Source organism: Streptomyces pinistramenti (assembly GCF_020564935.1).
Lineage (GTDB): Bacteria > Actinomycetota > Actinomycetes > Streptomycetales > Streptomycetaceae > Streptomyces > Streptomyces pinistramenti.
This window is the reverse complement of sequence record NZ_JAJCXB010000040.1, coordinates 32,669-55,241: the sequence shown is the minus strand read 5'-3', so window position 1 is coordinate 55,241 and position 22,573 is coordinate 32,669. Positions and strand designations below refer to the sequence as shown.

Below are 22,573 nucleotides of genomic sequence, written 5' to 3'. Positions count from 1 at the left end.
GCAGCCCTCCCGCAACCCGGCCACGCACACCGCGCACGCAGCCGCCCGCCAACGGACCGGCACTCAGCGCAGATACGGCGCCAGACTCTTCTCCAGCACCGCCTTCGGCGCCGCCCCCACCCACGCCTCCTGCACCACCCCGCCGCGGTACACGGCGAACGCCGGAATCGAGGACACCCCGTGCCGCGCCGCCAGCCCCGGCTCCTCATCCACATTGACCTTCACCACATCCAGCACCCCGGCATGCTCCGCCGCCAGCTGCGCCACGATCGGCGACACCATCCGGCACGGCCCGCACCACGGAGCCCAGAACTGGATCAGCACATTGCCCTTCGCCTCCAGCACCCGGCCGGCAAAGGTCTCCTCCGTCAGCGCATCCACGGACTTCGACTGCGACATGACACCACCCCTTCTCTCCTCTTCTCCTCGTCCCTGCCGCCCACCGCACACACGCGGCACGGCCCGCACGGCGCAGCGGCAACCGCCACACCGGCCGATCACCGGGCCGGAGATCCGGCCGCCCCGCAAGCAACACCTGCGGGGCGGCCGTCACCAGGGGCAACACCGGCAGCCGCCACGGGGGAGACGCCCACCGGGCCCCGGCCCACCGGCAGACCGCCGGCACCGCCGGCCCACCGGACACCTGCGACCTACCAGACATCCCCCGCCACCGGCACCGGCGACTCCTGCTGCACCCGCCGCGCCTCCACCGCCCGCTCGACGTCCTCATCCACCAGGTCGTGATTCATCGCGAACGCCGCCGCCGCACCCATCCCGGCCGCGGTCACCACCTGCGCCCGGGGATCGATGACATTGCCGACCGCGTACACACCGGGCTCACTGGTCTTGCCGGAACGATCCGTCACCAGCCAGCCGCGCTCATCCCGCTTGCACTCAAGGCCGTCCAGCATCCCGTCGTTCGGCGTCATCCGCGGGAACAGGAACACCGCCGACCGCGGCACCGTCCGCCCGTCCGCCAGCTCCACCCCGCGCACCCGGTCGCCCTCGACGACCACCCGCTTGACGACCCCCTCGGCAACCCGGACCCCCCGCGCCGCCAGCCGCTCCCGCTCCGCCGCACTCAGCTCACCACCGTGCGGGAAGTACACGACGTCATCCGACCACTGCCGCAGCAGCAACGCCTGCTCCACCGACACCGGATGCACGCCGAGCACCGCGATCGGCTCGTCCCGCACCTCATAGCCGTGGCAGTACGGGCAGAACACCACGTCCCTGCCCCACCGCTCCCGCACACCAGGAATGTCAGGCAGCTCATCGCGCAGCCCCGCCGCCAGCACGATCCGCCGCGCACCGAGCACCGGCCCGCCCGCCAGCTGCACACGGAACCCCGGCTCGACCGCCTCCACCTGACCGTCGATCACCTCCACGCCATAACCGGCAACTTCGGCCCGCCCCACCTCCAGCAGCGAGCCCGGAGGTATCCCGTCCCGCGACAGGAACCCGTGCATGTGCGCCGAAGGCGCATTACGCGGCGCCCCGGCATCGATCACCGCCACCCTGCGGCGCGCCCGAGCCAGCACCAGCGCGGCACTCAGCCCGCCGGCCCCGCCCCCGACCACCACCACGTCGTACACCGCATCCTTGCCCGTCACATCCTGCGTGCCGCTCACAGCGATCACCTCCGCCGCCAGAGTGCGACCCCCCTCCCGCACACGCAATTTTCGTTGCCATTTCCGGGACACCCCCCGCAACCCCCGTGCCCCCCACACCACTTGACACCACAGCCGAACCCCGCCGGCCCGGACGCCCGACCCGCCTCAGTCCTCCCTCCGGCGCCCCCTGCCCCCACCCCGCCCCAAATGCGTCCCCGGCGGGGCGAGTTCGTCGCCCGGATTGACGATGGTGCAGCGGCTCATCGACAGACAGCCGCAGCCGATGCACTCGATGAACTGGGAACGCATCTGCTGAAGCGTCTGGATGCGCTCCTCGATGGCATCGCGCCACAGGCCCGTCAGGTGTTCCCACTCGGTGCGGTTGGGAGCGCGGTCCTCGGGGAGCGTGCGCATCGCCTCGCGGATGTCGGCCAGAGGGATACCGACACTTGAGGCCATACGGATCAGCGCGATGCGGCGCAGCAGATGACGGGGATAGCGCCGCTGGTTTCCCGCGGTGCGCTGCGGGCTGAGCAGGCCGAGGTCCTCGTAGTGGTGGAGGGCGGCGACCGTGGCCCCGCTGCGGTGCGCGGCCTCCCCGACGGTGAGCAGCTGATGGGCGTTCGACATGCCCCGGACGATACGGGGTTGACCTCATGTCCTGATGAGGTTTTATCTTCGCCGCATGTCCAGTGATCAGGGTGAGCAGGATGCGCAGGCAAACGGGCCGTCAGGGCACGGCAGTTGGGGGGACTTACTCGGAAGAGAGCACCGGCGGGTCGCCGTGGTGCTGGCCGGCGGCGTCGGACTGTACGCGACAAACGTCTTCCTGACGACGAGCCTGCTGCCCGCCGCGGTACAGGACATCGGCGGCGGACAGTTCTACGCCTGGGTGACCACGGTCTTCCTGCTGGCATCGGTGATCTCCTCGACACTGGTCAGCACGGTCCTGCCGCGGCTGGGCGCCCGCAACTCCTACTTCCTGGCACTCGGATCCTTCGCGGCCGGCACGGTCGTGTGCGCGCTGGCACCGACCATGGAGACGATGCTGGCCGGCCGGTTCGTCCAGGGACTGGGCGGCGGCCTCCTGGCAGGGCTCGGATACGCCCTGATCAGGTCACTGCTGCCGGACCGGCTGTGGTCGCTGGGCACCGCACTGGTATCCGGCATGTGGGGCGTGGGAACGTTCCTGGGCCCGGCCGTCGGCGGCGCCTTCGCCCAGTTCGACCTGTGGCGCGGCGCGCTGGTGACACTGCTGGCAGCGACGCTGCTGGTGACCGCCGTCGTACCGCTGGCCGTCCCGGCGACCAAGGCCGGCGACGTGCCCCCGGTCGCCTCCCCGCTGACCGTCATCCTGCTGGTCGGCGCGGTCCTGCTGGTCAGCATCGGCAACGTGGTCGGCTCAACAGCCCTGCTCGCCGCCCTGCTGGTCGCCGCGGTCGCCGCACTGACGGCAGCGCTCGCACACGACCGGCACCGCGGCGGGCGCATCCTGCCCCGCTCCGCCTTCTCCCTCTCCTCACCGCTGCCCTGGTGCTACGCCGCCGTCGCCCTGCTGTCGATGGCCTCGCAGATCGAGGCGTTCATCCCGCTGTTCGGACAGCGGCTGGCCGGCCTGGCCCCGCTGCTGGCCGGCTTCGTGGGCGCCGCCATCGCCCTGGGCTGGACCCTGGGCGAGATCCCCAGCGCGAGCGTCGCCCGCCTGCGCAGCAAGAGCCGCGTCGCATCGGCCGGGCCACTGCTGATCACGGCGGGCTTCGTGGTCACCGGGCTGCTGGCCACCCAGGACATGGGCGCCCCGGTCGTCGCGGCCTGGGTGGTGGGCCTGCTGCTGGGCGGAGCCGGCATCGGCATCGCCTGGCCGCACGTGGCCACCCGCATCATGGGCGGCGTCCGCTCGGAAGACGAGGGCGACACCGCCGCCGCCGCGATCAACACCGTCCAGCTCGTCTCCAACGCCATCGGCTCCGCCATCGCCGGCGTACTCGTCCACCTCGGCGGCCCCGCCTCCGCGGGCGAGGCCCGGCTCTCGCTCTGCGGCATCGGACTCGCCGGCCTGCTGGGCGCCTGGTGCGTATGGCGCGGCACCGCCGCCTGGCGCCGCCCAGGCGCCACGGACGGCACACAGGACCAGGCCGCCGCACACGGCACACCCCCACAGCAGACGGACGGCCTGCCGGTCGCGGACGCCGAACGCTGAACGCACGGGGCGGGCGCCCCACCGGACCGCCCGCCCCACCGGACCGCCGCCCGCGACGACTTCCCGCCGGCCCGGCCCGTCCGCATGTTCACGCCGATTCATCGCCGCCGACCGGCCCGCACCCGCCGCCACCGGGAATCATCAAACCCCCGACGCCGGCACCAGTTACCAGACAACTGAGGACCCAGGACACCGAGGACACCACGTGACCCTGCGGCACATCGGCAAGCAGCGCACCGTCCACGAAGTCATCGCCCTCCTCCACGACGAACTGGAGAGCGGCAGCTGGCCCATCGGCTCCCGCATCCCCTCCGAAGGGGAACTGGCATCCCGCCTCGGAGTCAGCCGCCCCAGCATCCGCGAGGCGGTCAGCGCACTGGTACACACCGGCATGCTGGCCCCCCAGCGCGGCAAAGGCACCTACGTACGCTCGACCTGCAGCCCCGTGCCGATGCTCCGCGAGATCGAACTCGCCTCGGTCCGCGACGTGTTCGAGATACAGCTCTGCTTCGACGTGCAGGTCGCCCACTTCGCCGCACAACGCCGCACCGAACGCGACCTGACCCGCCTGTGGGAACTGCTCCGCGAACGCCGCCAGGCCGCCGCGGACGAAACCGGCAACCTCGCCCGCCGGGACGCCTCGATGCACCTGGCCGTCGTCGGCGCCGCCCACAACGCCGCACTGACCGAGAGCTACCGCTTCTTCGCCGGACGCCTCCAGCAGAGCCTGGACCTCTTCACCCGACAGGACATCCAGCCCACCTACCGGGCACAGCCCCACGAAACGCTGGTCCAGGCAATCCAGGACGGACGCCCCGAAGACGCCTCCGCAGCGGCCCGGCAGATCGCCCGTGCCAGCCTGGACGCCCTGGACGGCCTGCTGGCACGCCACAACGCCAGGAGCACCAGACGGCAGCGGTAACCGGATCGCAGAGAGGTGAACGTGGTGGAGCACAAGAGCTGGGCACCGGCCGCAGAGGAACGCCCTCTTACCGGACGGGAAACGGAACTGGCACTACTGCGGGCCGGCCTGGACGCCACCGCGGCCGGCCAAGGACGCTGCCTGGTACTGACCGGACCCTTCGGACTGGGCAAACGCCGACTGCTGGAAGCCACCGCCCGCGAAGCCGCCGCACGCGGCATCAACGCCGCCGGCACCAGAGTCGCCGAACTCGCCCCACGCACCGCCCTGGGCCCACTGTTCGCCGCCCTGAGCGACGGACCGCTACCGGTCATCGACCCCCGCGAAGCAGAAGAACTCGCCGCCCTGCCCGCCCAACCCGCAGGCTGGGGACGGCTCATCACCCACCTGGGCACCCTGATCACCCGCCGCGCCGCCCGCAGCGGACTGCTCCTCACCATCGACGGCACCCAGTGGGCGGACCCCCTCACCCTCGCCGCACTGACCGACCTCGTCCACCGCCTGGCCGACGCACCCGTCCTGTGGCTGCTGGCCCACACCGACGTGCCACGCGAACGCTCCGCCCGCGAGGCATTCACCCGGTTCGCCGAAGAAGCCGCCCACGTGATCCCCCTGGCACCACTGGACGGCCCGGCCACCCGCCAACTGGCCGGCCAACTGCTCGGCGGCACCCCCGACCCGGCCGCCGACCAGCTCCTCGCCACCACCGCCGGCAACCCCTTCCTGCTCACAAAACTCATCCGCCTCCTGCACACCGAAGGACGCATACACACCGAAAACGGCACCACACGCATACGCGGCCGGGAACTGCCCGAAGGCTGCGCCCAGGCCATCGCCCCCCTCTGGCACGGACTGTCCCAGAAGACCTACGACGTCCTGCGCACCGGCTCCTTATTAGGCGACGCCTTCTCCCTCAGACACGCCGCCGCCCTGGCCGACACCACCACCATGGCACTGGCAGCGGCAGCCCAGGAAGCAGTCGACGCCGGACTCCTCGCAGACACCGGACCCCTGCTCGCCTTCCGCGCCCCGCTCGTCCGCCAGGCCCTCTACACCACCCTCCTCGGCCCCGTACGCCAGGCACTGCACGCCGAAGTGGCCCGCACCTACCGGGCAGAAGGCCGCCGCGGCACCGAAGTGACCACCCACGCCGTACTCGGCAGCGACACCGAGAACACCGAACCCGCAGCCCACCTCCTGCAGCCCCAGACACCCGCACCGGACCCGGCACCCGCAGCCCGGGACACCGCACGCCGGCTGCTGCGCCGCCTGCGCGCCTACGAACCCGTCGCCGCCACCCCCGTCACCACCGCCGTGCACCTGCTCACCGAGACCGGCGACGCACCACAGGCAGCCGCCCTGGCCCGCGAAGCACTGGCCCAGGCCCGCTGGGAAACCCCCACCGGCGCCCGCGCGGCCCGGGAACTGGCCGTACTCACCCTCCACACCGGCCACGCCGCCGACCTCGCCGGCCACCTGGAGCGGGCACTGCGCGAGGCCGCACCGCAACGGAGCCTGCGCGCCCAGGTCTACGCCCTCCAAGCCCTCTGCGCGGCACTGCGCCCCGGCGGCCGCCAGGAAGCCGACCGCACCGCACGCTGCGCCCTCCAACTGGGCGCAGTGCTCGGCGACCGGACCGTGGTGGCCCTGGCCGACGCCGCCCTCAGCCTGACCGCCCGGGACACCGGCGACCTCGCCTGCTCGGCACACCGGGCACACGAGGCCGTCACCGCCCACACCCACCACGACAGCACCGAAGACGGCACCGGCGAACTGCTCCGGCTGTGGCTGGCCTCCGCACTGACCTCCTACGGCCACCCGCTGGAAGCCGCCGACGTACTGCGCGAAGTCCACGACCGCCCCGGCCGCCCCGGCCCCGCCCCGGCCCTGCACCTGGTCAAAGCACAGCAGGAATGGGCCTGCGGACGGCTGACCCAGGCCGCACACCAGGCACAGCTCGGCCTGCAGGCCGCAGCCGGCACCGGCACCTCGCCACTGGAAGGGGCACTGTCCGCCCTGCTCTCCCTCATCGCCACCCTGCGCGACGACCCGGGAGAAGCAGCCGGCGTCCTCGTCCGCGTCACACCCGCCGAGACCGGCCCGCCAGGACTGCTGGGCTCACTCGCGGCATTCGCCGGCGCGGTCCACCTCGACGCACAAGGACACTCCGGCGCCGCCGTCGCACACCTGCGCCACCTCTACGACACCCCCGCCGAACACCTGCCGTTCCTGACCGCCGACCCCCTCGTCCTGCCGCACCTGGTACGCATGGCACGCCGGGCAGGAGCCGACCGGCAGGCAGCGGAAATGACCGCGGCCGCACAGCAGCTGGCCCGCCGCAACCCCGGCGTCCCCGCCGTCACGGGAGCGGCACTGCACGCCCAGGGCCTCCAGACCGGCGACCCGGCCGCACTGGGCCGGGCGGTCCGCGTCCTGCGCGGCAGCAGCCACCCGCTGGCACTGGCCTCCGCCCTGGAGGACGCCGGGGCGGCGGCACTGCGGGCCGGACGGCAACGCGACGCCGCCGCCCGGCTGACCGAGGCCCAGCGGATCTACATGACCAGCGGCGCGGTCCAGGGCCGCAACCGGATCCAGCGCCGGCTGGGCAGCCCCCCAGCCCCCGGCACCACCCCCGGCACCACGCCCGGCACCGTCAAAACGGCCGCGGTGCGGGGCCCGGGGGAGCCGCCCCGCCCGCCCGACGGGCCGGCCCCCCAGCAGACGGAGGCGGGCGGGCCGGGCGAGGGCTGGAGCAACCTGACACCGTCGGAGCTGCGCGTGGTGCGGCTGGTCGCCGACGGACTGACCAACCGCCAAGTAGCCAGCCGGCTCTCCCTGTCCACCCACACCATCGACTCCCACCTGCGGCACTCCTTCGCCAAGCTGGGAATCTCCCGGCGGGTGGAACTCGCCCGCCACGTGCTGGCGAACACCCCGTCCGGCCGGACACCCAGCCGGATCGCCAAATGACCGCGGAACCCGCCCGGTGACCGCACAGCAGAGGAAGAAGAACCGACGCATGGCACTGACGAACCAGAGCGCAGACGTCCACGTACAGGTCTCCCAGGGGCCCGTACGCGGCCGGCGCGAAGGGCCCGACGCACGCGTGGCCGCCTTCCGCGGCGTGCCCTACGCCGCGCCCCCCACAGGACCCCTGCGCTTCGCCCCGCCCGCCGAGCCGCCACCGTGGCACGAACCGCTCGACGCCGCCGGCCCCCGCGGCACCGTCCCCCTCCAACTCCCCTCACCCGTCGGCACGTTGATGGCCGACCCCCAGACGCCACAGACCGAAGCCTGCCTGACGGTGAACATCTGGACCCCGGGCCCCGGCGGCCGCGCACGCCCGGTACTGGTGTGGCTGCCCGGCGGCAGCTTCCTGACCGGCGGCGCCGACCTGCCGCGCTACGACGGCGCGGAACTGGCCGCCCAGGAAAACCTGGTCGTCGTCCTCGTCAACTACCGCCTGGGCGCACTGGGATTCCTCGCACCACACGAAGCCGAACCCGCAACGATCGAAGGCACCGGCACACAGCTGACCTTCCGCACCGCCTCCCCGGACGGCTTCACCACCAACGCCGGCCTGCTCGACCAGATCGCGGCCCTGCGCTGGATCCGGGCAGAGATCACCGCATTCGGCGGCGACCCCGAACGCATCGCGGTCGCCGGACAGTCGGCCGGCGGACAAGCCCTGGCCGCCCTGCTGGCCCTGCCCCAGGTACGCCCGCTGTTCCGGCGCGCACTGCTGCACAGCGCCCCCCTCGGCATGGCCCCGCTGACCCGGCAGGCAGCCGCCGAAACCGCCGACCTCTTCCGCACCGCGGCGGGCGCGGCCGGCCCACAGCAACTGCGCACGGCATCGGCCGAACAGATACGCGCCGCCCAGCAGCACATACTGACCCGCCCCCGCCCGCCCGGCGACGTACGGCCCCCCTTCCAGCTCGTCGCGGACACCACCGTCGTCGCCGCAGACCTCACCCGGGCACTACGCCACTCCCCGCCCCTGGACGGCACCGAAATCCTGCTCGGCACCACCCGCCACGAATGCGCCCTGTGGTTCGGCCGGCAGACCGAAGGACCCGACCGGGAAGCGGTACTGGCCCAATTCCGCGCCGAGTTCGGCCCCCGCGCCGACGAAGCGCTGGCACGCTACACAGCCGCCGCCCCCGCACCCTCCCAGGCACTGACCGCCGCATTCGAGGACCTCAAAACCGACGCGTTCTTCGCCGCACCCACCCAGGACTTCGCCGACACCCTGCACACCCACGGCGCCCGCACCTGGCTCTACCGCTTCGACTGGCAGCTCCCCGGCCGCCACCAGGCCCTGCGGGCCTGCCACTGCCTGGACATCCCCTTCCTGCTGGGCCGCGAAGAAGCCCGCCACGCCCCCCTCTTCGAAGGCACCGACCAGAACACCATGACCCACCTGCGCCGCCAGATGCGCGCCCTGTGGGGCGCCTTCGTCCGCACCGGCACCCCCGCCCCCCACACCAACTGGCCCGCCCACCACCCCGACCGCCCCGCCATCCGCACCCTCGGCGCCACCCCCGCCGACACCATCCGCCCCTCCCTCCTGGAGCCGGGACGCGAAGAACTCTGGCAGGCACACACCGGCACACCCGACGCCTCCTGACACGACCGGGCCCCGGCCGGCAACTGCCGACCGGGGCCCGAAGCCGGGCAGACGCCCCGCTCACACGGCCAGAAGCTGCCTATCCAGGTCGCTCTGGGCATTGAAGATCGTGCGCTGCGCATCGACGATCGGCCGACGGCCGTGCATGACCCGCGTGTTGTCGATCAAAGCGACATCACCGTCCACCCAGTCCAGCTGCTCGGTCTGCTCCTCGGTGACCTCCGCCAGCTCCGCCAGCACCGCCTCGGGAACATCCACACCGTCAGGGAACGTGATCCGCGGCTTCTCATAGTGATTCGAGGGGCCCAGAATGCTGTTGGCAAACGCCGGACGCGCCCCGAAGACCGTGCCGTGCACAGCCGGGATCCGGTACGCATAACGGATCGCACCGTCACCAAGAGGCTCGATCACGGTCTCACCCTCCCCCCGCGCCAGCTCCCGCAACTGCTCCACGGTCACCGAAGCAACATCCTCGGTCCCCAGATGGAAAGCCGCGAACCCCTTCCACTTCGCCTCCTCCACCCGCCGCGTATACACAATGTCCCGGGCATCGAAGAGCGCACGGGTCTGCGGGCTCAGCGCCTCCCAGACCCGGTAGCCGTCACACACCGTGGTCTGCGAACCGGCCGACGCCGCCTTCTGGCAGTAGAACCAGGTGAGCGTCGGCGCGAACGGACTGTTGCCGTTCTCCAGATGCAGCCCCACCGCGTCATACCCGGCATCCACCTTCTGCGCGGTGGTACCACCGTGAAAGGAACGGGCCGGATCGAGAGTGACCCGCTCGGAGTGCGACTCGACGAACGCGGAAAACGCCTCCAGACCCGCCTCCCAGCCCCGCAACAGCAGGAACCCGGCCCTCCCCAAAGCACGCACCACCTCCGCCGGCACCAGCGCCGACAGGTCCCTGCGGCCGCCGCGCGGCTGCACCAGCAACCCGGTCCCCGAGCCGTACGGGGTGACGACAGCGTTCTCGATGATCTCGGTGTTCTCGGTCATCAGATTCCTCCGTGGATACTCCGCCTTCAGGACGGAGAGGAAACGGACTCCTGCGCAGCAGGACAGTCGGCGATGAAACAGAAAGCATCACGGCGCGAGCCGTGAGACCCCCTCCCTCAGGAGGGAGCGTCAAGACCGGTCTCTCCTCGCAACGGACAAACAGGGATCATCAGGCGAGGCGGCCCGTGGTCACCGCCTGCTGGATCACGGTGCGCCGCGGCCGGCCGGTCACCGTGAAGTACTCGGCGTGCAGGCCCTCGTCAGCCGGCAGCACATGCGCCACCTCCACCCGCTCGACCTGCGACAGACGACTGCGCGCGACGGCATCGAGCTGCGCCCGCACGGCATCGGCGTCGGCCGCCGGATCGATGAGGAACAGGCCGTGCAACGCGGGCAGCCCGTCACCCACCACCGCCACCGCCCGGATGCCGGGCACCGACCGGTACTGGGCCTCGACCCACTCCGGCGCCACATTGCGGCCGGCCGCGGTGATGATGACGCTCTTCTTGCGGCCCTTGATCCGCAGATAGCCGTCCTCGATCTCGGCGAGATCCCCGGTGTGCAGCCAGCCGTCCGCATCCACCTCACAGCCCGAAGGATCACCGCCCTTGTAACCGGCGAACAGCGAACTGCTCTTGACGAGCAGCTCACCATCGGCAGCGGTGGCCACCCGCACATGGGCGAGCGGCCGGCCGACGGTGCCGATCCGCCGGGCCGCGGGAGTGTTCCAGCTCACCACGGAGCTGTTCTCACTCAGCCCGTACCCCTCGTACACCGCGATGCCGTAACCGTCCAGCTTCTCCAGGGTCCGCGGATCGACCGGCGCACCACCGCAGCACACCAGAGGCGCCTCGGCGGCACCGAACAGCTCCCGGACGGGGGAGCGTCCGGCGGCGCGCGCGGCACCGGCCCGCGCCGCCAGGGACTCGGCCAGCGCAGGAGTGGCCACCAGCGCGGTCGGCCGGGCCGCCGCCAGATACGGCAGAACGGCCTCGGGAGCGAACGAGGACGTCCCGACCAGGGGCACATCCGGCGGCAGCAGCACGACCGTGCCACCGTCACACACCACCAGATAGATCCCGGTGACCTGCTCGATGAGCAGACTGAACGGCACCAGCGACAGGTAACGGCGGTAGGCACGCTCGGGCATCGCACCGCGCAGCGAGGCCAGCAGCGCCTCCAGACCGTCCGCCCGGATGCAGACACCCTTGGGCCGCGAGGTCGTGCCCGAGGTGTGAATGACCTTGCAGATCCGCCCCGCCGCCGGCGGCACGGCGACGGCGCCAGGCCCCGCAGCGGCGAGCCGCGCGACGTCCACCACCTCCAGAGCAGCCGCCGCCGGCAGGACCTGCTCCCGGCCCCAGACCGCCAGCTGCTCCTGGCCCTCCGCATCGACCAGGCAGATGTCCACCTCCGACAGCATCGAGGCGGCCTGCTCGGCGGTGAACGCCAGCGGCACCGGCACCTGCGCGGCACCCGCGGCCAGCACGGCGAGGTCGGCGACCACGAACTCCGCACTGTTGCCCATGACCACACCGACGTGCAGCTGACCGGGATCGGTGGGATCACCGTCCGGACGGGGCCCGCGCCCGGCCACCGGGAGCGCACGCAGCCCGGCGGCGAGCGCCGAAGCCGCCGCGAGACCCTCACGGTAGGACAGCGAACGCGCCACCGACCCGTCGGCCGCCAGCACCTCCACCAGCGGCCGCGGATCATCCGCCAGAGCGCTCAGCGTCTGCTCAAGCGTGCGCACCGGCCACCGCCTCGGTCAGCGGGACAGGAGTGCGCACGACCAGATCGCCGAAGCTGTACCGGCCGGTGGAACTGTTGATCAGCCGGCCGATGTCGTCGAGCGGCACCGCACCGGCCGTCGGCGTCCGCTCGTAATAGGTCCCCCACCTACGGCGCTCCACCGCGTCCATCCAGGCCGGGTCGGCCGGCGCGAGCGGCACGAACGGGACGTGCAGACGGGACATCAGCCCCCGCACCTGGTCGGTGACGGTCGCCAGAATGAAACGTTTCCCCTGGCACCAGGCAATGATCGGCAGCAGCCGGATCAGCTCCTTCCCGGCACCCCCCGTACCCGCCAGCGGCCCGACCTCCACCACCTCACCGCGCCGCACCGGATCGGGCGAGAGACCCGCCAGGGCATCCTCGACGCGCGCCCCCAGATAGTTCTCCGAAAAAAACGCCCCGCGCTCGGCATTGCTCAGCCCGGCACACGCAAGCACCGGGCCGTCGGCGCTCTCCCGCACGGTCACGAAAAGATCCGGCTCGGGCGCGGTCAGCGCCCCGTACATGGCCCGGTAATTCTCCCGGGCAAAATCCCGCGCCTCGTGCCACTGGGGCGAGCGGGCGGCGGTGATGGCGATCTCCATGTCTCCCCCTACCGATTTACCAGTTCACCTTGAGGTTCGAGTGCATGAGCTTGAGGACGAGCGCCGGCGGCAGCCGGTACTGACGGCGCAGCAGCCAGGTGATCCGCTCCATCAGCCACGCCGGCCGGCGGTCCAGCCACTCCAGGGACTCCTCCAGCGCCGTCAGGACCCGCTGGATATCGGCCGCCTCCACCGTCAGCGGCGGATAGAACCGCAGCACCGGCTGATCCATCTGCTCGTTCAGGGAATGCCCCAGATGGATGCCGCGCGCGGCCATCTGCATCGAAATGAGGTTCTCCACCGACGGGTTGCGGGTCCGCAGCCCGGTCATCAGCCCGATACCCGGAGCATCGACCAGGTGCCGCGGATGCCGGCGCACCGCCTCCCGCAGCCCCTCCCGCAGCGCCTTGCCGACCCGCTCGGCGCGCGCCGGCAGATCCCGGCTGCGCACCTCACGGATGGTGGCGGCCGCCGCGGCCATCGCCGCCCCCGACGGCACCGTGCCCTCCAGCACACCGGGGTGCCAGTCCGGCGAGCGCCGCGCCGCCTCCAGGACGTCACCGGTCATGGCCGCCACCGCAACCGGCAGGAAACCCCCGGTGAGCGCCTTCGACAGCAGGATGATGTCCGGCACGACACCGGAATGCTCGATGGCGAACAGCGCGCCGGTACGCCCGAACCCGGTCTGGATCTCGTCCGCCACCAGCAGCGTCCCGCTCTCTTGGCAGGCGCGGGCCACCTCCGGCAGGAACTCGCGCGGCGGGACGCGCAAGTAGGCGCCGCCCAGGACGGGTTCGACGAACACCGCGGCGACGTCCCCGCCGGCCAGCGCGCGGCGCACCGCGGCCGCGTCACCGGGCGCCACGGTGACCAGATCCGGGTCGCGGGGCAGAAAATCGCGGCGGTGCTCCTCCTGGCCGAGCACGGTCAGCGCGCCCAGCGTCTTGCCGTGGTAGCCGCCGTCGACGATGACCACCTTGCGGCGCCCCGGCCGGGCCAGGAACACGGCACGCAGCGCGGCCTCGGAGACCTCCGCGCCGGAGCAGCCCAGGGTGAAACGGTCCAGCTGGGCCGGAAGGACCTCGGTCAGCTGCGCGAACAGATCGGCGGCCGCCGGGTGCACGGTGCCCGGCAGGGCGGCAGGCGCCCGCTCCAGCGCGTCCAGGACGGCGGCGCGCACCGCGTCGTTCTGGTGGCCGACGAGGAAGACGCCGTAGCTGCCGGCGAAGTCCAGGTAGGCGGAGCCGTCCTCGGCGAAGACCTCGCTGCCGCGGGCGTGCGACTCGACCTGGCGGGAGGTCGCGGCGAGCATCAGCGCGGCGGTGGAGTTCCAGTGCCGGCCCAGGGCGGTGAGAATCCGCTGCCGGTCCCACGTCGCGGCGGTGGTGGCGCTCATGCGGTGGCCTCCTCGGTCCGGTGCGCGGCGACGTCCTTGAGAGCGTCGGCCAGGCGCGCCAGGATCTGGTCGGTGTCCGTCCGCTCCGCGGTGAGCGGCGGCAGCAGGGTGAGCAGGTCACCGGACGGCGGGCGGGTGAGCACCGCACGCCGGGCGAGCGCACCGGCCAGGGCGGCGGCCCCCGCCGCGTCCCGGGCACGCACCCACAGCAGCGAGCCGTCGGCGTGCAGCTCGCGCACGGTGTCGCCCAGACCGGCCGGCCCCTCACGCAGCCGGCCCGCCTCGGCGGCGAACTCCCGTTGCCGCTCGGCCAGTCGGTCGGAGGTGACGGCGCCGAGCACGGCCGAGACGGCGGCCGCGGACAGCGGGTTCGCGCCGAAGGTGGAGCCGTGCAGGCTGGGATTGCGCCGGCCGTAGACCCGCTGGTAGGCGGCGGCCGTCATGACGGCGGCGCCGACCGGCACCGCGTCCGCGCCGAGCGTCTCACCCAGCAGCAGCACGTCGGGGAAGATGCCGAGGGCGCCGGCGCCCAGGTCACTGCCCAGGCGGGCCGGGCCGGTGAGCCGCTCGTCGAGGACCAGCAGCGCACCGGTGCGGTGGCAGCGCTCGCGCAGCTGGACCCACCAGGAGCGCGGCAGCCGCTCCAGCGGGCGGCCGGGCGCGGCAGGCGCGATCACCACCGCCGCCACGGAGGCATCCACCCGCTCCAGCAGGGTCTCGGGCGCGTCGGCCGGGACGGTCTCGGGGCGCAGCGGCGCGCCGGGCAGGACGGGGCGCCCCGACCGCAGGGACTGGCCGTGGCTGAGCGTCCCGTAGGACTCGCCCCGGATGCCCAGGACGGTGCCCCGGCCGGGGTGGGTTCCCTTGGCCAGCTTGAGCGACGCGTCGAGTGCCTCGTTGCCGCTGTTGCACAGGTAGCTGACGGACAGCGGACCCGGGCAGAAGGCGGCCAGGTCGGTGACCGCGCCGGCCAGCGGCCGGCTGAGGAGGATGCGGCTGGACAGGGCGGTGCGGCGGGCCTGTTCGGCGAGCGCGGCCCGCACGGCGAGGTGGCCGCCGCCGAACCCGCCGCCGGCGGCGTCGAGCCAGACCGTGCCGTCCCGGGCCTCGATCCGGGCGCCGTTCTGACGCTCGATCACCGGCACCGGGAGGCCGGTGGGCGGCTCCTGGATGAGGTGGCGTCGCACGAGGGCGACGGGGTCGGCGCCCGCCGTGGCGGGCGCGCTGCGGCGGTGGTCAGGGGAGGCGCCTGCGGGGTTCGCGGCGGTGGGAGTCGTGTGATCTGCGGTGTGCGGGAGGGTCATCGTCTCTTTCCGTAGATGCGGTGCGGGCGGCGTGGGCCGGCACCCGGGCCTGGATGGCGGTCCCGGGTGTGTGCATGCAGGAGAGGGCGAAGCGAGGTGAGGCCGGAGCGGGCCGGGACGCGACGGAGCCCGTGCGGGGCGGTGCAGGACTGCACGGGACGGCACGGGGTCCGGGCCATGGCGGGCGGGTGTGTGGCAGGGCGCGTGGCCCGCCGTGGCGGGCCGGTGACGTGTGACGGGCGGGAGGTCCGCGCGTCAGCCGGTGCTCACCGGAAGAACGACGGTGCCGGCCGGGCTGCCGCGGCGGCCCCGTGGTCACCGGGGGCCCGGCTCGTGGGAGGCGGCAGCTGCACGGGCCGCAGGCCGTGGCGGCCGGGCTTTCGGGAAGTGGAACGCACGTCGGTCACCGAGTTCCCCCTGACCTCGTTGACAGCCAGAGCCACAATGGTCACTGGCCGATCTGCAGTCACCGTAAACGCAGCGGAACTCCCGATCATCACGTGAACACGTAGGTGACACCCGGCATCCCGCAAACACGGGGTACCGGGCCCCCACCGGGACATCCGGCCTGCTCAGAGCCGCCCCGCCCCACCCCGGCACCACCGCACCGCCCCCGCAGGCCCGGCCCCGCCGCCCGCCGCCGCCCCCGGTCACGACCGCCCGGCACATGCCCGGCGCACCCCCGAACCCGCACGTGAGCGCTTTTCGGCCCCGCCGCCACCGGCCCGGCGCCCGCGTGCACCGGCCCGGCCGGCGGCCCTTGGGCAACGCTGAGGACCGAACCGGAAGTTCGGGCCTCGAAGACCTGGGCCGGACGGAGGCCGCGGCCCCCGGGGAGCGCCATCTCGGCGGACTACAGGGCTGCCCCGGGCAGACGGTGCGCGGAAACAGGCGCGTCCAGCAGTCCCTTCTGGCTGATCAAGTAGCCGGCGTGGAGACGGTTGCGGGCACCCAGCCGCTGCATGATCTCGGAGATGTGCCGCTGGCAGGTCCGCTGCGAGATGCCGAGGCGTTTGCCGATCGCCGTGACCTCGTGGCCCTCGGTGAGCAGCCGCATGATGGACAGTTTGATGTCGTCCGACGTGGCGAGCACCGAGTCCTTGACGTAGTGGGTCGGGAAGGGCCGGCTCGCCGTCCAGGCCCGTTCGTAGGCTTCCACGGCGAAGCCCACGATGTCGGGCTCGTGCACCACCAGCGCCCCGTGCGGGGCTTCCTTGAGAGACATGAGCGCGACCTTCCGGTCGAAGACCAGCAGACGCATGAACGAGTCGTGGGTGGCACGCACCTCCGCGCCGAGCCCGATGAGATAGCTGACGTACTCGGTGGTCGTGGGACTGAACTGCGCGGACCACTGATACAGGGTCCGCATCTTCACGCCGCGCTCAAGGACCCCCCGGGTCCGGCCGAGGGACTCTTCGAGCTGCTCGTCGGGGCGCGGACCGCCGGGCTGGGACGTGAGGATCTCGAACTGCGCCTGGGCGGCCAGTTGCGCGATGGTCTGGCGGACGGCCTCCAGGTTCACCAGCCGTTCCGTGGACCCGGCGCCGGTCATGGTGCGCAGGGCGTCCATGTTGGTGACCAGCGACGCCAGCCGCTGGGCCTGCCGCTGCCCCTCGGTGGCGGCCCGGGCGACCGCGATGCAGGTACGCAGGACCACGGACGTGGTGGCCACGGCGAAGAGGCAGTCGCCCTCGTCCGACTCCAGCAGTCCGAGTTCCAGCAGCCGGTCCGTGGCCACCGCCGTGTCCTCCGGCGGGAGCGGCACGAGATCGCGTAACGCGGTGCGGGGGATGCCGGGGGAGGAGTGGACCGTGTCGTAGATCCTCAGCGCATCCGCGCTCACACCGCTTGCGTCCGAATCTGTCGGTTGCTGCATGATTTGAACCCCTCCTAAACATGCCTGCTCAACATAGGACCCTTTAGCGATCTTGGATCGGGCGATCGTACGTGCGAAGGTCATTGTGCTGAACAAACCGAGCACGAAGCGGAGTTTTTTGGGGGAAACACGATGGTCGCCAGAAAGTCAATATGTCGGAGCACCTCCTTCGCCATATTTCTGTTCGCAGGCTTCGGCTCCGCGCAGACAACGAAGGTGGCAGCTCGCGACGCGGCGCACAGCACGGTGACGAAGGCCGGCGGCGAGAGGCCCGCGCACGACGAAGACGACCTGGGGTGGGGCTAGATGCCTGCCGGAGCCGAACGCCGAAGCACTCGGGCCGGGAATTGGGGAGACGCGGCGACAAAGGCGAAGCAGCCGGGCGCAGAACCGTCTTCACAGACGCAGAGCCGCACTCCCGCATTGATCCGGAGCCTCCCGGGCATTCTCCGCCCCGGCCGCCACGAGCCGGGCCAGGACTCCGGCCCGGTCTGACGGGAGTTTCCCGCAAAACACCGCGGGCCGCCTTCCCGGCAGTGCCGGCGTAACCGAAGCCTTCCGCCCGGGAGCCGCCCCGCCGGCAGTGCGGCCCGGGAGCCGCCGGCCGGCCGCCGGCCCGGAAAAAGCCCGGCACACCCGGGCGCCGGCCCTGCCCGCACCCGGCGGCCGCGCGGCACGCGGCGGTCTGCGGGCCCGGACCGGCCGCGCACACGCGCCGGATTCCCACGGGCCCGCAGAAGCACCGTGACCATGCACCACCCGTGCGCTGAGCCGATGCGGCAATCGGCCTCAGAGAGCGCCGTCACCGCCGGCCGGATATTTCCGGCTCGCGGACGGCGCTTGCCGGAAAAAGCAGACACCGTTTGGGGAGAAATGGAACCCGTGACAGGCGAGAAGAACCTGATACTTGGTTGTGCATCGACTGGCGCCAAGTTCACCCCCGGAAACCACCGAGCGACCGGCGATACACTTCTCGACAAGATCAACACCGGCGCTACCATCAAGAATTCACCGCTGGCACTGATCGCCGAAGCAGAAGCTCTCCACGGAATGGGGTGCCGCTACTACCATTACCACGCACGAAACCCGAAGACCCACGAACAGTCCACCAGCAACGAAATCTACCAGGCAATAAGCAGGCCCCTGCAACGCCGGTGCAAGGAGATGCTGATCAGCTTCGGGGCGAGCCGGAACGGCCCCGAAGTACGGGACAGCATCCACAGGTTCGGCGAGTGGGAACGCATCAGCCAGAGCAGCCTTCCGCTGCACCTCGGCGGCGCACATTTTGTCACCCTCCAAGCAGCCGTCGAACTCCAGCTGATGTGCGAGATCGAGCGGCAGTACGGCGACATGAGCCTCGACTTCATCGACAGTGAGGAATTCAGCAAGGTCATCGCCGACTACCAGCCGTCCAACCGCCTGACAACGGCCAGCCTCGAAACCTACTCCACGAGCAACGGGGCCAACTACGGCCGGACCTCCCCGGCCATCCAGTCCGAGGTCTACCGCAACGCGATTCAGGCCCGCCGGCAGCTCGGCCTCTTCTGCGAAGTGGAATGGGTCCAGTTCCCGCGGAGCTACGCGATGACCCGGTACGCCGTCGAGCACCCGGACATGAACCTCGGCGGCAGCGGGCAGCTGAACATCACACTGCTCTTCGGCTTCTCCCCGCGACTCCCGTTCCCGAAGAACTACGCCGAGTTCAAACAGGTCGTGGACAGCGCAAAGAAACTGGAATACGACCTCGCCGAGCCGGGCGTGAAGAAACGCCACGTGACCGTCACCGTCGGCGCCGCGGTACTGCCGGAACAGGCCGGCGAGCATTTCACCCCGCTCGACGTGGGAGCCCGCCGCGGCCGGTCCGCTTGCGCACTGCGCCGCCTTGCGACCTACGCCGCCCAGAAGGACAGCGGCGTGGACATCATCCGATTCGGTATGGAGGACACCCCGTACGCGGTCGACGCGGACGGCGCCCTGCACCTCGCAGACAACTGCGACCTCGCCGAGACAGTGATCAACGAACTGGCCGCGAACGGCGCACAGGTCGAAACCGATCACGATGTGATCTTTGAGCGCATGGGCCTGAACTGGGTCAAACAGAACCTCTTCTTCCAGCAGCGCCAGTTTCCGCTCGGCCGGCCGGCGAACCCACTCCCGGACAGGTCACTGCAGTCGACGTGATCATTCACGACCCGCCGACCCTGCCGATTCGATCAGGAGGAACAATCATTAGCGCCTTCCAAGGGGTCTGCTTCGACCTTTTTTCGACGCTGGTGCACAGGACGCCGGATAATCCATTCTTTCGTCACGTCGCAAAGGACCTCGACCTGGACCTGGAAACCTGGAAGCCCGCCTACGACAAACTCCACGACGAAACAATGGAAGGCGTCGTCCCGGGAATAGTGGGACGCATTTCCCTGTCGGCCACAATCGCCGGCACCCCCTGCTCCACGCAAGCGGTCCACGCGGCGGTCGAGCGCCACTTCCCCGGCATGGCCGCAAGCTTCGAGGTCGACCCCCAGGCCACACCGCTGCTCGACCAACTCCGTGAGCAGGGATGCTCCCTCGCGCTGGTGTCGAACGCCTCCGACCACGCCGAATGGATATTCGACCACCTCGGCCTGCGCGAGTACTTCGACGCCACCGTTTTCTCCCACCGGGTGAAGCGCCTCAAGCCGCACCCCGACATCTACCTGCACGCCATCGATGAGCTGGGTATCGCCGGCCCGTCCTGCGCCTTCATCGGCGACGGACAGCACCACGAACTGCTCGGCGCCCGGGGCGTAGGAATGACCACCATCCTCATCGACCGGCGTCTGCCCCACTCCGATGCGGCGCGAGCGGAAGCGGACACCGTCGTGGACGATCTCGCCGGGGTACCGGACGCCCTCACCGAAATGAGTGCCGCACGCGAACTGCTCAGGAAGTGAAACTCCGGAAAGGGAAACAGTCATGCCCGTCCAACAGCTCCGTGTCATCCAGGACTGCTACGTCACCGATTCGTCCGGCTGCCACCGGTACGACTTCTGGAACGAGCAGCACCTCTTCGACGGCAGCCCCCACACCGGCTGGGGCTCGCTGAGCCGGAACGAACCCCACCCCGAGTACCTGGAAATCGACCTCGGCGAGATACGCGTCCCCGTGAAGATCCGCCTCCAGCGCCGCCCCGTCCCCGTCATCCGCACCGGATTCCCCGGCTCCCTGCACGTGATCGCCTACCCGGAACAGGGCGGCGAAAAGACACTCCTGTCCGCGGAAGGCATCTCCGCAGACGCAGGGGAGTGGTGGGAAGGCGATCTCGAACCGGTGGCGACCAGGCGTATCCGGGTCGAGACCGGCGGGGTGGAAATCCGCCCCAGCGGAAAGTACTTCACCCAGATCATGCAGATACAGCTCCTCGAATCCTGACCGAACTGCCCGTCGAAAGATTCACCGGCACTGCCACCCCTCAGAAAGGCGATGCTTTCGATGCCCATGCGAACTGTTTCCGTACCGACGAAACCCTGCAATGACCCCGTCCCGCGCAAGCTGGGCCTGTGGGCCGGCGAACGGATGCAGGCGGCCGCCTGGCGGCTCAACCCGGGACAGGAAATCTCGGCACGCATGCACCCCCAGGCCGACGGAATGATCATTGTCCTCGAAGGCCACGGCGAGTTCCAGGTTTTCGACACCGAAGAGCCCGAGGCCGCCGGAGCCTATGTCCCCTCCGCGCACTACCCCCTCGACGCACCGCAGAAGCGGGCACTGCCCGAGCCCAGCCGCCACCACGTCGGCCCCGGCACCGCCGGCATGGCCCCCGCCGGCCTCTTCTACGGCCTGGTCAACACCGGTGACGAACACCTGGTGGCCGTGGCGGTGACCGCCTCGGACACCACCGGGACCGCCTGGACGGTGCGCTGACATGGCAACCGCGACCAGCACAGGAGCCGGCACGGACGCCACCAGCCCGACGAACCCCGCCGCACGCCACCCCGAGGCCGAGGACGACGCCTGGGTGATCGAAACCCTCCGGCGCCACGAACCCGCCACCATGCACACCCAGCACCCGGTGGTGTGGGACCACGCCGCCGGCAGCCGCATCTTCGACCGGCAGGGCCGCTCCTGGCTGGACTGGACCAGCGGGATCCTCACCGCCAACGCCGGCCACGCACGCCCCGAAGTCGTCGACGCGATCCGCGCACAGGCCCAGCAGGGACTGCTCCACGCATACATGTTCCCGACCCGCGTGCGGGCCCGCGTCGTGCGAGACCTGGCCCAACTCACCGGCTTCCCCCAGTCCGTCCTCTACACAACAGGCGCCGAAGCGGTCGAGGGCGCACTGAAGATCTCCCGCCGATACGCCCGCACACGCGGCCGCCGCGCCGTGATCGTCAGCTTCGAGGGCGCCTTCCACGGCCGGACCCTCGGCGCCCAGCTCGCCGGCGGCCTGCCCGCACAGCGCGACTGGGCTCCGGACCGTGACGACATCTTCCTGCGCGTGCCCTACCCGGCCCGCGGCGAGTCGTGGAGCCCCCAGGTCATCGAGGCGGCCCTGCGCGAGGCCGGCGCAGGACCGGACGACGTGGCCTGCGTGGTGGGCGAGTTGTACCAGGGCTCCACCCTGCGCCGAATCGACCCGGAATCGGGCCGCGCCCTGCGGGAGTGGTGCACCCGGCACGGAGCACTGCTCGTCTTCGACGAGATCCAGTCCGGCTTCGGCCGCACCGGCGCGCTCTTCGCCTACGAGCACATCGGCGTCCGCCCCGACCTCCTCCTGTGCGCCAAGGGCCTTTCCGGGTCGCTGCCGGTCTCGGCGGTCCTCGTGGGCGATCCGCGCTTCACCGAGGACCTCCGTCCCGGCGAGCTCACCAGCACGCACAGCGGCAACCCGGTCTCGCTCGCCGCGGCGGAGGCCAACCTCGCCCTCTTCGCCGACGGACAACTGGTCGCCGAAGCCGCACAGCGCGGCCGACAGCTCGCCGAAGGACTGGCCGCCTGGGCCTCGCAACAGCCCGACGGCCGCCGGGTGGTGGGAACCATGGGCATGATCGCCGGCGTGGTCTTCACCCGGCAGGACGGGACCTTCGACCCGCAGGTGGCCCGGGAAGTGGCCGCCAAGTGTGTCGAGAGCGGCCTGCTGGTGTGCGTGCCCTCCACGCTCGGCGGAGCCATGCTCAAGATCATGCCGCCGGTCACCACATCCGAGGCCGAACTCGCCGAGGCACTGGCCCTCTTCCGCGCCGCCTCCGACGCCGTCCAGCTCACCTGACCCGCAACAC

The 22,573-nt window shown here is 71.4% G+C and carries 18 protein-coding genes; 9 read left to right on the top strand and 9 right to left on the bottom strand.

Translation table 11 applies throughout. The annotated features are described in order from the left end of the window. Window positions 1–63 precede the first annotated feature (63 nt). The 3 genes from trxA to soxR form a co-directional block, all read right to left on the bottom strand. Window positions 64–399 carry a thioredoxin gene (gene trxA, locus LIU39_RS24265; RefSeq protein WP_227048984.1) on the bottom strand — a complete coding sequence of 112 codons (336 nt, stop codon included), beginning with the start codon at window positions 397–399 and terminating at the stop codon, window positions 64–66. Between the two features lie 251 nt (window positions 400–650). Next, the gene (locus LIU39_RS24260; RefSeq protein WP_308409412.1) at window positions 651–1,631 is read right to left on the bottom strand and encodes an NAD(P)/FAD-dependent oxidoreductase; all 981 of its coding nucleotides are present in this window, start codon (window positions 1,629–1,631) and stop codon (window positions 651–653) included. Window positions 1,632–1,778: 147 nt separating this feature from the next. Then, entirely contained in the window at window positions 1,779–2,243 is a 465-nt protein-coding gene (soxR, locus tag LIU39_RS24255) for a redox-sensitive transcriptional activator SoxR (RefSeq protein WP_227048983.1), read from the bottom strand. Between the two features lie 55 nt (window positions 2,244–2,298). On the opposite strand from soxR, the gene LIU39_RS24250 reads away from it, so the two are divergent. From LIU39_RS24250 to LIU39_RS24230, 4 genes are all read left to right on the top strand, one after another. Continuing rightward, a complete protein-coding gene (locus LIU39_RS24250; protein ID WP_227048982.1) occupies window positions 2,299–3,813 on the top strand; it encodes an MFS transporter in 1,515 nt (504 codons plus the stop codon). 205 nt (window positions 3,814–4,018) lie between these two features. Next, on the top strand, window positions 4,019–4,735 hold the full coding sequence (locus tag LIU39_RS24245) for a FadR/GntR family transcriptional regulator (protein ID WP_227048981.1): 717 nt from the start codon (window positions 4,019–4,021) through the stop codon (window positions 4,733–4,735). 24 nt (window positions 4,736–4,759) lie between these two features. Then, window positions 4,760–7,705, top strand: a complete 2,946-nt coding sequence (locus LIU39_RS35330) for a helix-turn-helix transcriptional regulator (protein WP_308409411.1) — start codon at window positions 4,760–4,762, stop codon at window positions 7,703–7,705. Window positions 7,706–7,754: 49 nt separating this feature from the next. After that, a complete protein-coding gene (locus LIU39_RS24230) occupies window positions 7,755–9,365 on the top strand; it encodes a carboxylesterase/lipase family protein (RefSeq protein WP_227048980.1) in 1,611 nt (536 codons plus the stop codon). A gap of 60 nt (window positions 9,366–9,425) precedes the next feature. Here the strand turns inward: LIU39_RS24230 and LIU39_RS24225 are convergent, their stop codons facing one another. The 6 genes from LIU39_RS24225 to LIU39_RS24200 form a co-directional block, all read right to left on the bottom strand. Beyond that, window positions 9,426–10,361: a TauD/TfdA family dioxygenase gene (locus tag LIU39_RS24225; protein WP_227048979.1), complete on the bottom strand. Its 936-nt coding sequence runs from the start codon at window positions 10,359–10,361 to the stop codon at window positions 9,426–9,428. Window positions 10,362–10,530: 169 nt separating this feature from the next. After that, complete coding sequence (locus LIU39_RS24220) at window positions 10,531–12,114, bottom strand: AMP-binding protein (protein WP_227048978.1); 1,584 nt, start codon at window positions 12,112–12,114, stop codon at window positions 10,531–10,533. Next, complete coding sequence (locus LIU39_RS24215; protein ID WP_227048977.1) at window positions 12,101–12,739, bottom strand: thermostable hemolysin; 639 nt, start codon at window positions 12,737–12,739, stop codon at window positions 12,101–12,103. The genes LIU39_RS24220 and LIU39_RS24215 overlap by 14 nt, the downstream gene beginning before the upstream one ends. 16 nt (window positions 12,740–12,755) lie before the next feature. Continuing rightward, window positions 12,756–14,135, bottom strand: coding sequence for an aspartate aminotransferase family protein (locus LIU39_RS24210; protein WP_227048976.1), 1,380 nt, complete (start codon window positions 14,133–14,135; stop codon window positions 12,756–12,758). Next, complete coding sequence (locus LIU39_RS24205) at window positions 14,132–15,439, bottom strand: aminotransferase class III-fold pyridoxal phosphate-dependent enzyme (RefSeq protein WP_227048975.1); 1,308 nt, start codon at window positions 15,437–15,439, stop codon at window positions 14,132–14,134. The genes LIU39_RS24210 and LIU39_RS24205 overlap by 4 nt, the downstream gene beginning before the upstream one ends. 853 nt (window positions 15,440–16,292) lie before the next feature. Next, complete coding sequence (locus LIU39_RS24200; RefSeq protein WP_227048974.1) at window positions 16,293–17,315, bottom strand: helix-turn-helix domain-containing protein; 1,023 nt, start codon at window positions 17,313–17,315, stop codon at window positions 16,293–16,295. Window positions 17,316–18,059: 744 nt separating this feature from the next. On the opposite strand from LIU39_RS24200, the gene LIU39_RS24195 reads away from it, so the two are divergent. The 5 genes from LIU39_RS24195 to LIU39_RS24175 are packed head-to-tail and all read left to right on the top strand — an operon-like array spanning window position 18,060 to window position 22,563. Continuing rightward, window positions 18,060–19,496 (top strand): hypothetical protein, encoded by a 1,437-nt coding sequence (locus tag LIU39_RS24195; RefSeq protein WP_227048973.1) that lies wholly within the window; start codon window positions 18,060–18,062, stop codon window positions 19,494–19,496. Further along, the gene (locus LIU39_RS24190) at window positions 19,493–20,245 is read left to right on the top strand and encodes an HAD family hydrolase (RefSeq protein ID WP_227048972.1); all 753 of its coding nucleotides are present in this window, start codon (window positions 19,493–19,495) and stop codon (window positions 20,243–20,245) included. Before LIU39_RS24195 ends, LIU39_RS24190 begins: the two co-directional genes overlap by 4 nt. A 22-nt stretch (window positions 20,246–20,267) precedes the next feature. Further along, window positions 20,268–20,723, top strand: a complete 456-nt coding sequence (locus tag LIU39_RS24185) for a discoidin domain-containing protein (RefSeq protein ID WP_227048971.1) — start codon at window positions 20,268–20,270, stop codon at window positions 20,721–20,723. 60 nt (window positions 20,724–20,783) lie between these two features. After that, entirely contained in the window at window positions 20,784–21,215 is a 432-nt protein-coding gene (locus tag LIU39_RS24180; protein ID WP_227048970.1) for a cupin domain-containing protein, read from the top strand. 1 nt (window position 21,216) lies between these two features. Further along, window positions 21,217–22,563 carry an aminotransferase class III-fold pyridoxal phosphate-dependent enzyme gene (locus LIU39_RS24175; RefSeq protein ID WP_227048969.1) on the top strand — a complete coding sequence of 449 codons (1,347 nt, stop codon included), beginning with the start codon at window positions 21,217–21,219 and terminating at the stop codon, window positions 22,561–22,563. Window positions 22,564–22,573 lie beyond the last annotated feature (10 nt).

Coding starts and splice junctions, on each gene's coding strand:
- LIU39_RS24215 (WP_227048977.1), bottom strand. CDS start 12,739: ATGGAGATCGCCATCACCGCCGCCCGCTCGCCCCAGTGGCACGAGGCG.
- LIU39_RS24185 (WP_227048971.1), top strand. CDS start 20,268: ATGCCCGTCCAACAGCTCCGTGTCATCCAGGACTGCTACGTCACCGAT.
- soxR (WP_227048983.1), bottom strand. CDS start 2,243: ATGTCGAACGCCCATCAGCTGCTCACCGTCGGGGAGGCCGCGCACCGC.
- LIU39_RS24210 (WP_227048976.1), bottom strand. CDS start 14,135: ATGAGCGCCACCACCGCCGCGACGTGGGACCGGCAGCGGATTCTCACC.
- LIU39_RS24230 (WP_227048980.1), top strand. CDS start 7,755: ATGGCACTGACGAACCAGAGCGCAGACGTCCACGTACAGGTCTCCCAG.
- LIU39_RS24205 (WP_227048975.1), bottom strand. CDS start 15,439: ATGACCCTCCCGCACACCGCAGATCACACGACTCCCACCGCCGCGAAC.
- LIU39_RS24225 (WP_227048979.1), bottom strand. CDS start 10,361: ATGACCGAGAACACCGAGATCATCGAGAACGCTGTCGTCACCCCGTAC.
- trxA (WP_227048984.1), bottom strand. CDS start 399: ATGTCGCAGTCGAAGTCCGTGGATGCGCTGACGGAGGAGACCTTTGCC.
- LIU39_RS24175 (WP_227048969.1), top strand. CDS start 21,217: ATGGCAACCGCGACCAGCACAGGAGCCGGCACGGACGCCACCAGCCCG.
- LIU39_RS24200 (WP_227048974.1), bottom strand. CDS start 17,315: ATGCAGCAACCGACAGATTCGGACGCAAGCGGTGTGAGCGCGGATGCG.
- LIU39_RS24250 (WP_227048982.1), top strand. CDS start 2,299: ATGTCCAGTGATCAGGGTGAGCAGGATGCGCAGGCAAACGGGCCGTCA.
- LIU39_RS24180 (WP_227048970.1), top strand. CDS start 20,784: ATGCCCATGCGAACTGTTTCCGTACCGACGAAACCCTGCAATGACCCC.